The 13190-nt window shown below is 71.9% G+C and carries 14 protein-coding genes; 5 read left to right on the forward strand and 9 right to left on the reverse strand.

Features of this window, described 5'->3' with window-relative positions:
* Positions 1–357: 357 nt before the first annotated feature.
* Entirely contained in the window at positions 358–1347 is a 990-nt protein-coding gene (locus VMF51_RS12150; protein ID WP_325474698.1) for a helix-turn-helix transcriptional regulator, read from the reverse strand.
* 107 nt (positions 1348–1454) lie between these two features.
* Here VMF51_RS12150 and lysS point away from each other — a divergent pair, with 107 nt between their 5' ends.
* A complete protein-coding gene (gene lysS / locus VMF51_RS12155; RefSeq protein ID WP_325474699.1) occupies positions 1455–3143 on the forward strand; it encodes a lysine--tRNA ligase in 1689 nt (562 codons plus the stop codon).
* Between the two features lie 65 nt (positions 3144–3208).
* Here the strand turns inward: lysS and VMF51_RS12160 are convergent, their stop codons facing one another.
* Positions 3209–3628: a DUF3151 domain-containing protein gene (locus VMF51_RS12160; protein WP_325474700.1), complete on the reverse strand. Its 420-nt coding sequence runs from the start codon at positions 3626–3628 to the stop codon at positions 3209–3211.
* A 36-nt stretch (positions 3629–3664) separates the two neighbouring features.
* On the opposite strand from VMF51_RS12160, the gene VMF51_RS12165 reads away from it, so the two are divergent.
* A complete protein-coding gene (locus tag VMF51_RS12165; RefSeq protein ID WP_325474701.1) occupies positions 3665–5167 on the forward strand; it encodes a DHA2 family efflux MFS transporter permease subunit in 1503 nt (500 codons plus the stop codon).
* Between the two features lie 11 nt (positions 5168–5178).
* On the opposite strand, the gene fbaA is transcribed toward VMF51_RS12165, so the two are convergent.
* The gene (fbaA, locus tag VMF51_RS12170; RefSeq protein WP_325474702.1) at positions 5179–6210 is read right to left on the reverse strand and encodes a class II fructose-bisphosphate aldolase; all 1032 of its coding nucleotides are present in this window, start codon (positions 6208–6210) and stop codon (positions 5179–5181) included.
* Between the two features lie 222 nt (positions 6211–6432).
* Between fbaA and VMF51_RS12175 the strand changes: the two genes are divergently transcribed.
* Positions 6433–7173 carry a hypothetical protein gene (locus tag VMF51_RS12175; RefSeq protein ID WP_325474703.1) on the forward strand — a complete coding sequence of 247 codons (741 nt, stop codon included), beginning with the start codon at positions 6433–6435 and terminating at the stop codon, positions 7171–7173.
* A 3-nt stretch (positions 7174–7176) separates the two neighbouring features.
* Here VMF51_RS12175 and VMF51_RS12180 read toward each other — a convergent pair whose 3' ends face one another.
* Positions 7177–7833, reverse strand: coding sequence for a TrmH family RNA methyltransferase (locus tag VMF51_RS12180; RefSeq protein WP_325474710.1), 657 nt, complete (start codon positions 7831–7833; stop codon positions 7177–7179).
* A 101-nt stretch (positions 7834–7934) separates the two neighbouring features.
* Here VMF51_RS12180 and VMF51_RS12185 point away from each other — a divergent pair, with 101 nt between their 5' ends.
* Positions 7935–8681 carry a DedA family protein gene (locus VMF51_RS12185; protein WP_325474704.1) on the forward strand — a complete coding sequence of 249 codons (747 nt, stop codon included), beginning with the start codon at positions 7935–7937 and terminating at the stop codon, positions 8679–8681.
* Between the two features lie 16 nt (positions 8682–8697).
* Here the strand turns inward: VMF51_RS12185 and VMF51_RS12190 are convergent, their stop codons facing one another.
* A complete protein-coding gene (locus VMF51_RS12190; RefSeq protein WP_325474705.1) occupies positions 8698–9345 on the reverse strand; it encodes a DedA family protein in 648 nt (215 codons plus the stop codon).
* 28 nt (positions 9346–9373) lie between these two features.
* On the reverse strand, positions 9374–9919 hold the full coding sequence (pyrE, locus tag VMF51_RS12195; protein WP_325474706.1) for an orotate phosphoribosyltransferase: 546 nt from the start codon (positions 9917–9919) through the stop codon (positions 9374–9376).
* A 219-nt stretch (positions 9920–10138) separates the two neighbouring features.
* Between pyrE and VMF51_RS12200 the strand changes: the two genes are divergently transcribed.
* A complete protein-coding gene (locus VMF51_RS12200) occupies positions 10139–11305 on the forward strand; it encodes a pyridoxal phosphate-dependent aminotransferase (protein ID WP_325474707.1) in 1167 nt (388 codons plus the stop codon).
* A gap of 12 nt (positions 11306–11317) precedes the next feature.
* Here the strand turns inward: VMF51_RS12200 and VMF51_RS12205 are convergent, their stop codons facing one another.
* From VMF51_RS12205 to VMF51_RS12215, 3 genes are read right to left on the reverse strand one after another with little or no spacing between them, the layout of a single operon-like run.
* Positions 11318–11938, reverse strand: coding sequence for a hypothetical protein (locus VMF51_RS12205; protein ID WP_325474708.1), 621 nt, complete (start codon positions 11936–11938; stop codon positions 11318–11320).
* Positions 11939–11941: 3 nt separating this feature from the next.
* On the reverse strand, positions 11942–13027 hold the full coding sequence (locus VMF51_RS12210; protein WP_325474709.1) for a hypothetical protein: 1086 nt from the start codon (positions 13025–13027) through the stop codon (positions 11942–11944).
* Between the two features lie 5 nt (positions 13028–13032).
* A complete protein-coding gene (locus VMF51_RS12215; RefSeq protein ID WP_325474711.1) occupies positions 13033–13173 on the reverse strand; it encodes a hypothetical protein in 141 nt (46 codons plus the stop codon).
* Positions 13174–13190 lie beyond the last annotated feature (17 nt).

Raw genomic sequence — 13190 nt, forward strand, 5'->3', positions numbered from 1 at the left:
GCAGCAGTGGCCGAGGCCGACTGTCGGCTCACCGGGTTTCGAGACGGTTGCTGCGCAACCTCCTCAACCACCGCCCAGGCCGCCCCACCCGGCGGTCGAGCAGCGAAGGACGAAGTCCTGAGCGCCCGTCGAGACCCCGCAAACCCGAGAAGCAGCAGTGGCCGAGGCCGACTGCCGGCTCACCGGGTTTCGAGACGGTTGCTGCGCAACCTCCTCAACCACCGTTGGGGCCGCTGCGCAACCTCCTCAACCACCGCCGGGGCAGCCCCCCACCCGGTGGTCGAGCAGCGAAGGACGAAGTCCTGAGCGCCCGTCGAGACCCCGTGAGCCGAGCAGCAGCCGCGACCCGGGCCGCTGTCACAGCCAGCCGCGGCGGGCGGCCTCGACGCCAGCCTGGAAGCGGCTGTCCGCGCCGAGCTCGCTGAGCAGGTCGGCGACCCGGCGGCGGACGGTGCGCAGGCTGACCCCGAGCCGGCGGGCGATCTGCTCGTCCTGGGCACCGCTGGCGAGCTGCTGCAGCAGGAAGCGCCGCAGGTCGGGCCGGGCGACCGGGTCGCCGAGCCCCACGACCGGCGTGGCCCGGTCCCACATCGACTCGAACCACAGCGTCAGCGCCTCGACCAGGCCCCGCTGGCGGGTCAGGGAGCGCGGCTCGTCGGCGAAGCCGAGCGGCTCCGGGAGGATGACGTGCGTCGTACCGATGATGAACATCCGCGTCGGCAGCTCCGCCAGGACCCGCAGCTCCTCCCCCGCCTCGGCGCGGTGCACGAGCGTCTCGCGGGCGTCGGTCAGCGCACGGACCGGGTAGATGGCCCGGGAGCGGCGCCCCTGCTCGACCGCACGTCGTACGACGTCGGCCATCGCGTCCTCGCGGGGCTTCTGGAACTGGTCGGGCCGCAGCCACAGCAGGTCGCCCTTGCTCGCCTCGACCAGGCGGCTCAACAGCTCGACCGGCCGCCCGCCCGAGCTGATCTCGCCGTCGATCGGCAGCACCTCGGTGACCTCGCCCGGTCTCGGCTTGGCGGCGGGGGCGGTCAGGAACGGGATCGAGGCGGCCACCGCGTCGAGCTGGGCGTGCGCCCGTGCGGCGGACGCGGCCGTCTCCGAGAGCATCCGGCCGACCGCCTCGACCGGGTTCGCCACGAACAGCCGTGACTCCTCGATCCGCGCGATGTCGTGCTCCAGCAGGGGCGCCAGCTGGGTCTCCAGCTCCTCGGGGGTCATCAGCAGCGAGGTCGCCACCGAGACGAGCTCACGACCCGACTGGGCGAGCACCCGGTGGTAGAGCCGGTCGACGCTGCGCGGGAACCCGAGCGCGGTCATCAGGGTGCTGGCCGGACGGGACATGGGGGCAAGGTACGCCGGTTCCGGTCCCCTGACCCCCCTTCTCCGGCGCGCTGCCTAGTAGCGTGATCCGCTCAGCCGACCAGCACGACCCAGGAGACGAAGCGGACATGGCACGAGGCAGCAACCAGGGCGAGCCCACCGACTGGGTGACCCGCGCCGCCGACGACGCCGTCCGCCACGCCGGCGAGACCGGCGGTGGCGACCGGGTCATCACCTGCGCCTCCGGCGCCAGCCCGTCGGGGCCGATCCACCTCGGCAACCTGCGCGAGTTCCTGACCCCGCACCTGGTCGCGGAGGAGATCCGCCGCCGCGGGATCGCCGTACGACACCTGCACAGCTGGGACGACTACGACCGGTTCCGCAAGGTTCCGGCCGGCGTGGACCCGTCGTGGAGCGAGCACATCGGTCGCCCGCTGTCCGCCGTACCCGACCCGTGGGCGTGCCACGAGTCGTGGGCCGAGCACTTCAAGGCTCCGCTGCGCGAGGCCCTCGCCGAGCTCGGCGTGGAGATGGTCGAGATCTCGCAGACCGAGCAGTACCGCGCCGGCGCCTACACCGAGCAGGTCCTGCACGCGATCCGCAACCGCGGCCTCATCGAGGAGGTGCTGGCCAAGCACCGCACGAAGAAGCCCGAGGCGGAGTCCGAGCAGGAGGCCGCCGCGCTCGAGGACTCGGTGGCCGATGCCGACGAGACCCCGGCGGGCGCGGGCGATCTGGCTCGGTTCCCCTACAAGCCCTACTGCCGCGAGTGCGGCCGCGACACCGTCGAGGTCACCGCCTGGGACGACGAGACCACCGACCTGTCCTACACCTGCTCCTCCTGCGGGTTCGCCGGCGTCATCAACGTCGCGACCCAGCACGAGGGCAAGCTCGTGTGGAAGGTCGACTGGCCGATGCGCTGGGCCTACGAGGGCGTCGACTTCGAGCCCGGCGGGCTCGACCACTCGACGCCCGGGTCGTCGTACACGGTCGGCAAGGAGCTGGTGAAGCGCGTCTTCGGCTTCCGGGCTCCGTCGTACGTCGCGTACGCCTTCGTGGGCTTCGCCGGCATGCAGAAGATGTCGTCCTCGTCGGGCGGCGTCCCGACCGCCTCCGACGCGCTGAAGATCCTGGAGGCGCCGATCCTGCGGTGGCTCTACGCGCGCCGCCAGCCCAAGCAAGCCTTCGACATCGACTTCGGTGCCGAGGTCGTGCGCCTGTACGACGAGTGGGACGCCCTGGGCCGCAAGGCGGCGAACCCGGACAAGCGGGACGCGCAGGTGCTCGCCTTCGAGCGCGCGTCGTCGACCGCCGCCGCGGGCGTGCTGCCGACGCCGCGCGTGGTCCAGCCGTTCCGGCTGCTCTCGTCGGTCGCCGACGTCACCGCCGGCAACCTCGACCAGGTCAGCCGGATCGTCGGCGCGTCCATCGACGACCTGGAGCCGCGGCTGGTGAAGGCCGCGACCTGGGCGACGGAGTTCGTGCCGGAGGAGGAGCGCACGATCGTGCGTACCGCACCGGACACCGAGCGGCTGGCGGCGCTCGACGAGGACGAGAAGCGGTGGCTGGACCAGCTCCTCGACCGGCTCGCCGACGACCCGTCCGCCGACGAGCTGACGGCGCTGATCTACGGCGTCCCGAAGCTGACCCGGGGGCTCGGCCTCGACGACGCGCCCACCGACGAGGTGAAGGCGGACCAGAAGCGCTTCTTCAGGCTGCTCTACCAGCTGCTGGTCTCAGCGGAGCGCGGTCCGCGGCTGCCCACGCTGTTCCAGGCGCTGGGCACGTCGCGGGTGCGCTCCCTCCTCCGCCCCTGACGCTGGTTGGGGTGCGAGCGAAGCGATCCTCGCTCGCGCTCGTCGCACCTCAACCAGCGTGCGTGTCAGGCGCCGCCCAGCAGCTCGTCGTACGCCGTGGGGCTGGAGTCGCGCAGGAACTCCGAGCAGCGCTCCCACTCGGCGGTCTCGCCGATCGCCCTGGCGGACAGGGCGAGCAGGGCCAGCGCGCTGAGGAAGCCACGGTTGGGCTCGTGCTCCCACGGCACCGGACCGTGGCCCTTCCAGCCGTTGCGGCGCAGCAGGTCCAGGCTGCGGTGGTAGCCGACCCGGGCGTAGGCGTAGACGGTCACCGGGTCCAGCCCCTCGTCGGCGGCCTTCGCGGCCAGGGTGGCCCAGGCGAGCGGCGACTCGGGGTGGCGGCGTACGACGTCGACGGGCTCGACCGAGCCGGTCAGCTCGGCGCTCGCGGGGTCGACGGGGAGGTGGGTGGGCGGCGGTCCGGCCATCAGATCGACGTGGCTCATGGGTCAAGTGTCCACGGTGTGGTGTTCAGTGGAACCGTGACCCGTCCCGCCACCCCGACCACCGCACCCGCCACGGAGGAGAAGGACCCCTGGCCGGCGCTGTTCGCGCTCTGCCTCGGCTTCTTCATGATCCTGGTCGACTCGACCATCGTGTCGGTCGCGACGCCGGCGATCATCGCCGACCTCGACGCCGACGTGAACTCGGTCGTCTGGGTGACCAGCGCCTACCTGCTGGCGTACGCCGTGCCCGTGCTGATCACCGGCCGTCTCGGCGACCGCTTCGGGCCGAAGCGGCTCTACCTCACCGGGCTGACCGTGTTCACGCTCGCGTCGCTGTGGTGCGGGCTGACCGACTCCATCGAGGGGCTGGTCCTCGCCCGCGTCGTGCAGGGCCTGGGCGCCGCGATGATCACACCGCAGACGATGGCCATCATCACCCGCATCTTCCCGGCGCAGCGCCGGGGCAAGGCGATGTCGCTGTGGGGAGCGACGGCCGGGGTCGCGACCCTGGTCGGCCCGATCCTCGGCGGCGTGCTCGTGGACGGCCTCGGCTGGGAGTGGATCTTCTTCATCAACATCCCGGTCGGGATCGTCGGCTTCGTCCTCGCCTGGCGGCTGGTGCCTACCCTGCCGACCAACCAGCACCGCTTCGACTGGCTCGGCGTGGTGCTGAGCGGGGTCGGCATGTTCCTGCTCGTCTTCGGCATCCAGGAGGGCCACGAGCTCGACTGGAGCAGCACGGTCATCGCCATGATCGTCGGCGGCGTGGTGGTGCTGGGCGCCTTCGTGGTCTGGCAGGCGCGCAACACCCGCGAGCCGCTGGTCCCCCTCGAGCTGTTCCGCGACCGCAACTTCTCGCTGGCCAACGTCGCCATCTCGGTGATGGGCTTCGCGATCACCAGCATGGCGATCCCGCTGATGCTCTGGGCGCAGGTGGTGCGGGGGCTCAACCCCACCCGGGCCGCCCTACTGCTGGTGCCGATGGCCGTGATGACGATCGCGCTCGCCAAGCCTGTCGGGATCCTGACCGACCGGGTCCACCCGCGGGCGATCACCGGCGTCGGCTTCACGCTGCTCGTGGGCGCCACCGTCGGGATCGCCGCGGTGATGGCCTCGGGCGCCGCCACCTGGTGGCTGGTGCCACCGATGATCGTGTTCGGCATCGGCAACGCGACGGTCTGGGCGCCGAACTCCGCCACCGCCACCCGCAACCTCCCCCTGCACCAGGCCGGAGCGGGCGCGGGGGTCTACAACGCGACCCGGCAGGTCGGCGCCGTCATCGGCTCCGCCGCGATCGCGGTGCTCATCGACGCCCGACTGGCGGCCGAGGGCCTGCCGTCGTTCTCCGGAGCGTCCGAGGGCGGCTCCGGAGGCGGCCTGCCTGCGGCAGCGCTGGCGCCGTTCGCCGACGCGATGGCCGCGTCCGTGCTGCTGCCGGCCGCAGTGCTGGTGATCGGACTGGTCGCGGTGCTGTTCTTCGAGCGACCCGACCACGCCGGGTTCGAGGCTGCGCGCCCCGCCCCGGCGGCGGCCGAGTAGTCAGCCCGGGTTCAGCCCAGGGTCCTGCCGGCGGAGCGCAGGTTCTCGCACGCCTCGACGACGCGCGCGGCCATCCCGGCCTCGGCGGCCTTGCCCCAAGCGCGCGGGTCGTACTGCTTCTTGTTGCCGACCTCGCCGTCGACCTTCAGGACGCCGTCGTAGTTCTGGAACATGTGCGCCGCGACCGGGCGGGAGAAGGCGTACTGCGTGTCGGTGTCGACGTTCATCTTCACCACGCCGTAGTCGACCGCCGCGGCGATCTCCTCCGGCGTCGAGCCCGAGCCGCCGTGGAAGACGAGGTGGAACGGCTTGCTGCCGGCCTCGAGCCCGAACTCGCCGACGACGGCCTCCTGGGCCTCCTTCAGCACCTCCGGGCGGAGCTTGACGTTGCCCGGCTTGTAGACGCCGTGCACGTTGCCGAAGGTCAGCGCGGTCATGTAGTAGCCGCGGTCGCCGTACCCCAGCGCCTTGGCGGTCGCGATGGCGTCCTCGGGGGTGGAGTAGAGCTTGTCGTTGATCGCGTTCTCGACGCCGTCCTCCTCGCCGCCGACCACGCCGACCTCGATCTCGAGGATGACCTTGGCCTTGATGCAGCGCTCGAGGAGGTCCTCAGCGATGACGAGGTTCTCCTCCAGCGGCACGGCCGAGCCGTCCCACATGTGCGACTGGAACAGCGGAGCCTCGCCGCGCCCGACCCGCTCCTCGGAGATGGCGAGCAGCGGCCGGACGAAGCCGTCCAGCTTGTCCTTGGGGCAGTGGTCGGTGTGCAGCGCGATGTTGACCGGGTAGTTCTTCGCGACCTCGGCGGCGTACGCCGCGAAGGCGACCGAGCCGGCGACCATGTCCTTGACCGAGGGGCCGGAGAGGTACTCCGCGCCACCGGTCGAGACCTGGATGATGCCGTCGGAGCCCGCGTCCGCGAAGCCCTTCAGCGCCGCGTTCAGGGTCTGCGAGGACGAGACGTTGATCGCGGGGAACGCGTAGGCGTTGCCCTTCGCGGCGTCGAGCATCTCGGCGTACTTCTCGGGGGTGGCGATGGGCATCTCTGGCTCCTCGGGCGGCGACGACGATCGCCCGCCACCCTAGTCCTACGCCGGGTCCGCCCACCGCCGCGGTCCCGGCCCTGCCCAACCGCCGCAATTGCGGCCGTCGGGCAGCGCGGCGGCCGCGACCTTCGTCAAGGAAGTTTTTACGTTCGGCCTCCGGCGACGTCGCTCCGGCCATACGGTGTCGCAGCCCCACCGTTCTCGACCTCCGGAGTACCCATGCGATCTGCCCCGTCCATCACCCGCCTGCTCGGCCTGGTCCTCGCCGCCGTGCTGGCGGTCGCCGGCCTCGTCGCGGCGTCCGCGCCGACGGCCCAGGCCGCCGATCCCCTCGCCGGAGCCCCGGCGGTCGGGACCTGTCACGACGTGGGGATCAAGCAGGCCATGAAGGACTCGCTCGCGGCGGCTCCGGTCGCCTGCTCGGCGGACCACACGCTGCTGACCACGGGGGTCGTGCAGGTGACCACCGAGGGCGACCTCGCGGGCCCGAAGATCTACCGCGAGGCGTCAGCGGCCTGCCGCGAATACGACGAGCGGTGGATCGGCTCGAATGTGCTCCGTCGCGCCCTCACGCTCTACCACGGCTTCGTCTTCATTCCGAACTCCGCTCAGCAGCAGGCGGGCGCCCGCTGGGTCAGCTGCCACCTCGCGGTGTGGGACACCAAGGGACTCAACGACCTCCCCGAGACCCTGCCCAAGCTGAGCAAGAAGCCGGCAGTGTCCGTTGCGCGTTGCGGAACCCGCACCACCTACGTCACCTGCGCCGAGCGGCACACTTACCGCGCGACCGTCGCAGCCTTCGTCAAGGCCAAGGGCAAGGACCGTGCGGTCATCAAGACTATGCGCGACCGGGGACCCAAGGTCTGCTCGCGTAGGGCGGGCGGCGCCGGCCGGTTCACCTACTGGCGCTACACCCCGACCAAGGTCGTGCTCGTCTGCCTCAAGAAGACCCGCAGGTAGCGGCTATCCGCGCCACGCCGACCCGTCACCCAGGTCGGCGTGGGCGCGGACCCAGGCGTGCATGGCGATCGCGGCCGCGGCCGAGGCGTTGATCGAGCGGGTCGAGCCGAACTGCGCGATCGAGAACGTGCCGTCGCAGAGCTCGCGAGCACCGGCCGAGAGGCCGGGACCCTCCTGGCCGAACAGGAAGCACACCCGCTCGGGCAGCGCCATCGTCTCCAGGTGCTCCGAGCCCGGCAGGTTGTCGATGCCCAGCAGCGGCATCGGGCCACCCGGCAGGTCGCGGAGGTACGCCGCGAGCGCCGCGACGTCCGGATGGTGCCGGACGTGCTGGTAGCGGTCGGTGACCATCGCCCCCCGGCGGTTCCACCGGCGGTTGCCGACGATGTGCACCTCGGCCGCCAGGAAGGCGTTCGCCGAGCGCACGATCGTGCCGATGTTGAAGTCGTGCTGCCAGTTCTCGATGGCCACGTGGAACCCGTGCCGCCTCGTGTCGAGGTCGGCCACGATCGCCTCGAGGCTCCAATAGCGGTACCGGTCCACCACGTTGCGCCGGTCGCCCTCGGCCAGCAGCAGCTCGTCGTACACCTCGCTGCCGGGTCCGGTCGGCCAGGCGCCCTCCCACGGCCCCACCCCGACCTCGGCCGGCCCGTGCGGCATCGGGTCGTACGGCGCCCGCCGTTCGTCGTCCGTCTCGTGACCCACGTCGCAGAGACTAAAGACGGGTCCGGTACGACAGGAGGGGCAGGTACCGTAAGCGGGTGATCTCCGGCCTGATCCTGACTCCGCTGCTCTTCGGGATCAAGTGGCTGGACCCGGAATGGCTGCAGCACGAGTACGGCGCCTACTTCATCTGGATCAGCCTCGCCATCGTCTTCGTCGAGTGCGGGCTGTTCTTCCCGTTCCTGCCCGGTGACACGCTGCTGTTCGCCCTCGGTCTGTTCATCGCCGGCGGACAGATCCACCTGTTCGGCATCGAGAACGAGGTCGTCGAGCTGGTGCTCGCGATCGGCCTGCTGACCCTGATGGCGTTCCTCGGCAACGTCGCGGGCTACGAGATCGGCCGCAAGATCGGCCCGCCGCTCTACGAGCGCGACGGCCGGATCATGAAGAAGAAGTACTTCGACCAGACCGCCGCCTTCTTCGACAAGCACGGCAGCAAGGCGCTGGTCGGCGGCCGGTTCGTGCCGTTCGTGCGCACCTACATCACCGTCGTCGCGGGCATCACGCTGATGGACCGGCGCCGGTTCTTCGTGTGGAGCGCCATCGGCGCGGTCCTGTGGGTCGTCAGCATCACGCTGCTGGGCTTCTTCCTCGGCGCGGCCTTCCCGGCCCTCGGCGAGAACATCGACTACGTGACGATCGCGATCCTCGCGTTCACGATCGTGCCGTTCGGCTACGAGTGGTTCCGGCACCGTCGTACGGCGGGCCCGCGCGGCGACGACAACGACGGCGACGGCCGTCCGGACGTGGACATCGCCGGCTTCGACAACACCGGCGCGCACTGAGCCCGAGCCGGCCGGCTCAGGCGGTACGCCGGTGCCGCACCCGCCGGACGATCCAGCGGCCGGCCCACAGCACGACCACGGCCACCACCACCCACTGCAGCCAGCCGACCACCGGCTCGACGCGGTGCCACTCGTGGCCGAGCAGGTAGCCGGCGAGCACGAAGGTGGTGTTCCAGATCGCGGACCCGATGGTCGTCAGCACCAGGAACTGCCAGATCGGCATCCGGTCGACGCCGGCCGGGACCGAGATCAGGCTGCGGAAAAGCGGCAGCATCCGGCCGAAGAAGACCGCCTTGCGGCCGTGCCGGCCGAACCACTGCTCGGTGCGCTCGAAGTCGTGCTCCTCCACCAGCGGCAGCCGCAACCAGATCGCGAGCACCCGCTCCCGGCCCAGCGAGCGCCCGAGCAGGTAGAGCACGAGCGCGCCGATGACCGACCCGGCCGTCGTCCACACGATCGCGCCGGTCAGCGAGAAGCTGCCCCGGCTGGCCGCGAACCCCGCGAGCGGCAGGATGATCTCGCTCGGCAGCGGCGGGAAGAGGTTCTCCAGGGCGATCAGCAGGCCCGCCCCGGGGCCGCCGAGCCGCTCCATCACGTCGACCGCCCAGCCCGCCACCCCCGTGAGGTCGTCGGAGTCCGTGGCGGTCATCGCGGCGGCGTGCATGCCCCAGACCGTAGGGGTTGCCCTCAACTCAGGCCGAGGCGGCGTCCCGCGCGACGTCGAGCTGCGCCTTCGTGAGCACCGGGCGAACCTCGAGACCGACGTCGGCGAGCGGGTTCTCGCCCGCGGGACTACGGTCGATCGCGCAGACGACGACCTCCACGATCGCGCCCGCCTCACGGAGCGCCCGCGTGGCATCGCGTACGGCGCCGCCCGTGGTGATCACGTCCTCGACCAGGGTGACCCGCTTGCCGGCCACGTCCGGCCCCTCGGCGAGCTTGCAGGTGCCGTACTCCTTGGCCTTTTTGCGCACGAACAGCGCCGGGTGGCCGGTCAGGTAGCTGACCATCGTCGCGATCGGCACGCCCCCCAGCTCCAGCCCGCCGAGCAGCTCGGTGTCCGCCGGCAGCAGCTGCACCATCTCCCGCGCGACCCGCGACAGCAGGGCCGGGTCGGCCTCGAAGAGGTACTTGTCGAAGTACTCCGACGCCACCTGCCCCGAGCGGAGCGTGAAGGTGCCGGTCAGGCGGCAGCAGGCGTCGATGTCGGCAGCGAGGTCGGTGTCCACGGTCGTCACCGCCCCATCATCTCGCACGGCGACGACCGACCCGACGCTGGTTGAGGTGCGAGGAGCGCTAGCGACGAGCCTCGAAACCCCGCACGACGACAGACGCCCCCATCGAGGCTGCCGCTCGACTCACCGGGTTTCGAGGCTCCTGCGCTCGTACCTCGCTCCGGAGCACCTCAACCAGCGCCCCGCCCGAGGTGAACCAACGTCCGTCGTACGCTCGCCCGCATGGCGACGCAGCGACTGGCCCAGCGGCTGCACGGGATCGCGCCGACGATCTTCTCGGAGATGTCGGCGCTGGCGGTGCGGACGCAGTCGGTCAACCTCGGGCAGGGGTTCCCGGACGTGGACGGGCCGCCGGAGGTGATCGCGCGGGCGGTGGCGGCGCTGGAGGGCGGGCAGAACCAGTACGCGCCGGGTCCCGGCGTACCGGCGCTGCGCCAGGCGATCGCGCGGCACCAGCAGCGGCACTACGGCATCGACCTCGATCCCGACGGCGAGGTGGTGGTGACGACCGGCGCGACGGAGGGGATCGCGGCCGCGCTGCTGGGGCTGGTCGACCCCGGCGACGAGATCGTGGTGCTGGAGCCGTACTACGACTCCTACGTCGCGATGATCCAGATGGCCGGCGGGGTACGGCGACCGGTCACCCTGCGCGCGCCCGACTTCCGGCTCGACCCGGACGAGCTGCGGGCCGCCGTCACCGACCGCACCCGCTTCGTCCTCCTCAACAGCCCGCACAACCCCACCGGCACCGTGCTGACCCGCGCCGAGCTGCAGGCGGTCGCCGACCTGGCGGTCGAGCGGGATCTCGTGGTCATCACCGACGAGGTCTACGAGCACCTGACGTACGACGTCGAGCACGTCCCGATCTCGACCCTGCCCGGCATGGCCGAGCGGACGCTGACCCTGTCGAGCGCGGGCAAGTCGTACTCCTTCACCGGCTGGAAGGTCGGCTGGGCCACCGGCCCGCGCGAGCTGGTGCAGGCGGTGCTGGCCGCCAAGCAGTGGCTGACCTTCACCTCGGGCTCGCCGCTGCAGCCGGCGGTCGCGCACGCGCTCGACGACGAGCCCGACTACCCCGCCCGGCTGGCCGCGGAGCTCCGTGAGCGGCGCGACCTGCTCTGCGCCGGGCTGGCGGACGTCGGGCTGGAGGTCCGGGTGCCGGAGGGCACCTACTTCGCCACCACCGACGTCACCGCCCTCGGCTGGCCGGACGGCATGTCCTTCTGCCTCGCGCTGCCGGAGCGGGCCGGGGTGGTCGCGATCCCGAGCCAGGTCTTCCACGACGACGCCGAGGCGGGTCGTCAGCTGGTGCGCTGGGCGTTCTGCAAGCAGCCCGAGGTCATCGAGGAGGGGCTGCGCCGCCTCGCGGCGGCGCAGCTCCACGCCTGAGCCGGTCGGCCCTCAGCCCCAGGGCTGGGTGGTGCCGAGGGGGAGCTCCGGCTGCTGCCGGCGCCGCGAGTACCACTCGTTCGCACCGCCGGTGAACAGCAGCACGATGACGGCGACCCCGCCGATCAGGGTCACGGCGCTCACCCCCGAGGCGATGCCGAGCAGGCTGACGAGCGCGGTCACGGCGGACGAGACCACGAGCAGGATCCGCGCGACGTTGGAGCGCCGCATCGCGAAGATCGCCAGCACCAGCGCGATCAGGCACCAGACGGCGAAGACCACCACGATCGCGGTGATGAACGTCGCGAGGTCGTCGCCGCTGAACGCGTCGCGCTGGTCGGCGGTGAGCTCGTCCTCGATCGCGTCGATCATGTCGTCGCGGGCCACGAGGGTGAGCAGCGCGACGACGGCGTACAGCAGGAAGCTCAGGCCGGAGAGCACGATCGTCACGATCCCGGCGGCCGTGACCGTGCCGGGCCGCCGCTCGGGGTCGCGCGCGGGCTGGCCGTACGGCGCGCCCGGCTGGCCGTAGGGATTCGCCGGCGGCTGCTGGCCGTAGGGGTTCGCGGGCGGCTGCTGGCCGTCCGGGTTCTCCGGAGGCGGCGGCCCCCAGGGCGGTTGCTGGTCGCTCATGACTCAGATCGTTCCACGGGCGGCGTACCAGGCGCGCACCTCGGGGCGCAGCAGCAGCGAGACCGTGACCGCGCACGCCGCCAGCGGCACCAGCAGCGGGAAGCTGCCGACCGCCGCGCCGAGCAGGCAGCAGGCCGCGGCGACCCCTGCCGAGATCATCAGGGCCACCCGCCCCCAGGACGCGCGGCGGAAGGCGAACCACGCGAAGACCGTGGCGGCGGCGCACCACAGCACCACGATGGCGGCCATCGCGATCATCGTGCCGAGGAGCATGTCCTCGGTGATGTCGTCGGCCATGGTCGGCTCGCGCCGCCTCACCTCGTCCATGACGAGCTCGGGCGAGAGCCCGATGACGACGGTCGCCATCACCATCCCGCCGGCCATCAGTCCGGACATCACCCAGGTCAGCACCGCGGCCCAGAGCACGGCGCCGGGTCGCCGTCCGGGTGTGCTCGGGCGTACGGCGCCGTACGGCGGCTGCGGTGCGGGCGCCCCCTGCACCGGACCGGCCTGGGGCTGCGGAGCGTCGCCGAACCCGGTGTACGGCCGCGGCTGGGTCGTCGTCGGGGCCGTGCCCTGCGACGACGGCGGCGGGCCCCACGGCGACGGGGGCTCGCGGTCCGGGGTCGGCGCGGGATCCGGGCGCCGCTCGGGCGCGGGACTCGGCGTGACGCCGTCGAACCAGTCGCGGGACGGCTGCAGCCAGAGCATCACGACCGCGACCGCGACCGCCGACGACAGCAGGCCGCCGAGGACCAGCCCGGTGGTCGCCACGACCGGCGCGAGGACGGAGAGCGCCACCCGCGCCGAGCGCGAGCGCTGCAGTGCGTAGAAGCCTAGGATGGCCGCCGCGACGGCGCTGGACGCGGCCACCATGGTGAGCACCCGCATGATCGTCAGGACATCCGGGACGCTCAGGCCCATGCCGTCACCCGGCGGACCGGAGAGGAACTCCTCGACCGCCTCGCGGGTCTCCAGGGACCGCAGGCCCGAGATGCTCTGGAAGGCGAACAGCACGAGCAGGATCGAGCCGCCGATGACGAGGCCCGCCGCGAAGGTGGTCTGCGGGGGACGAGGCGGGCTGCTCATGCCGCTCATTCCATCAGAGAGCCGGTGGCGGCCGGGGTGACCTGCAGCGTCAGCCGCCGGCTGGCCAGCCGCCGCGCCAGCCTGTCCACCTGCAGCTGGACGATGTCCGTGAGCTCGTCGGTGGTCAGCGCGTCGAACAGGATCACGTCGTCCAGCCGGTTGA

The organism is Nocardioides sp., from assembly GCF_035503875.1.
In the GTDB taxonomy this organism is placed as follows: Bacteria; Actinomycetota; Actinomycetes; order Propionibacteriales; family Nocardioidaceae; genus Nocardioides.

What these genes read in the sequence shown, in the direction of transcription:
- VMF51_RS12150 (WP_325474698.1), bottom strand. Translation starts at nt 1,347, where the DNA reads ATGTCCCGTCCGGCCAGCACCCTGATGACCGCGCTCGGGTTCCCGCGC.
- lysS (WP_325474699.1), top strand. Translation starts at nt 1,455, where the DNA reads ATGGCACGAGGCAGCAACCAGGGCGAGCCCACCGACTGGGTGACCCGC.
- VMF51_RS12160 (WP_325474700.1), bottom strand. Translation starts at nt 3,628, where the DNA reads ATGAGCCACGTCGATCTGATGGCCGGACCGCCGCCCACCCACCTCCCC.
- fbaA (WP_325474702.1), bottom strand. Translation starts at nt 6,210, where the DNA reads ATGCCCATCGCCACCCCCGAGAAGTACGCCGAGATGCTCGACGCCGCG.
- VMF51_RS12175 (WP_325474703.1), top strand. Translation starts at nt 6,433, where the DNA reads ATGCGATCTGCCCCGTCCATCACCCGCCTGCTCGGCCTGGTCCTCGCC.
- VMF51_RS12180 (WP_325474710.1), bottom strand. Translation starts at nt 7,833, where the DNA reads ATGCCGCACGGGCCGGCCGAGGTCGGGGTGGGGCCGTGGGAGGGCGCC.
- VMF51_RS12190 (WP_325474705.1), bottom strand. Translation starts at nt 9,345, where the DNA reads ATGCACGCCGCCGCGATGACCGCCACGGACTCCGACGACCTCACGGGG.
- VMF51_RS12200 (WP_325474707.1), top strand. Translation starts at nt 10,139, where the DNA reads ATGGCGACGCAGCGACTGGCCCAGCGGCTGCACGGGATCGCGCCGACG.
- VMF51_RS12205 (WP_325474708.1), bottom strand. Translation starts at nt 11,938, where the DNA reads ATGAGCGACCAGCAACCGCCCTGGGGGCCGCCGCCTCCGGAGAACCCG.
- VMF51_RS12210 (WP_325474709.1), bottom strand. Translation starts at nt 13,027, where the DNA reads ATGAGCAGCCCGCCTCGTCCCCCGCAGACCACCTTCGCGGCGGGCCTC.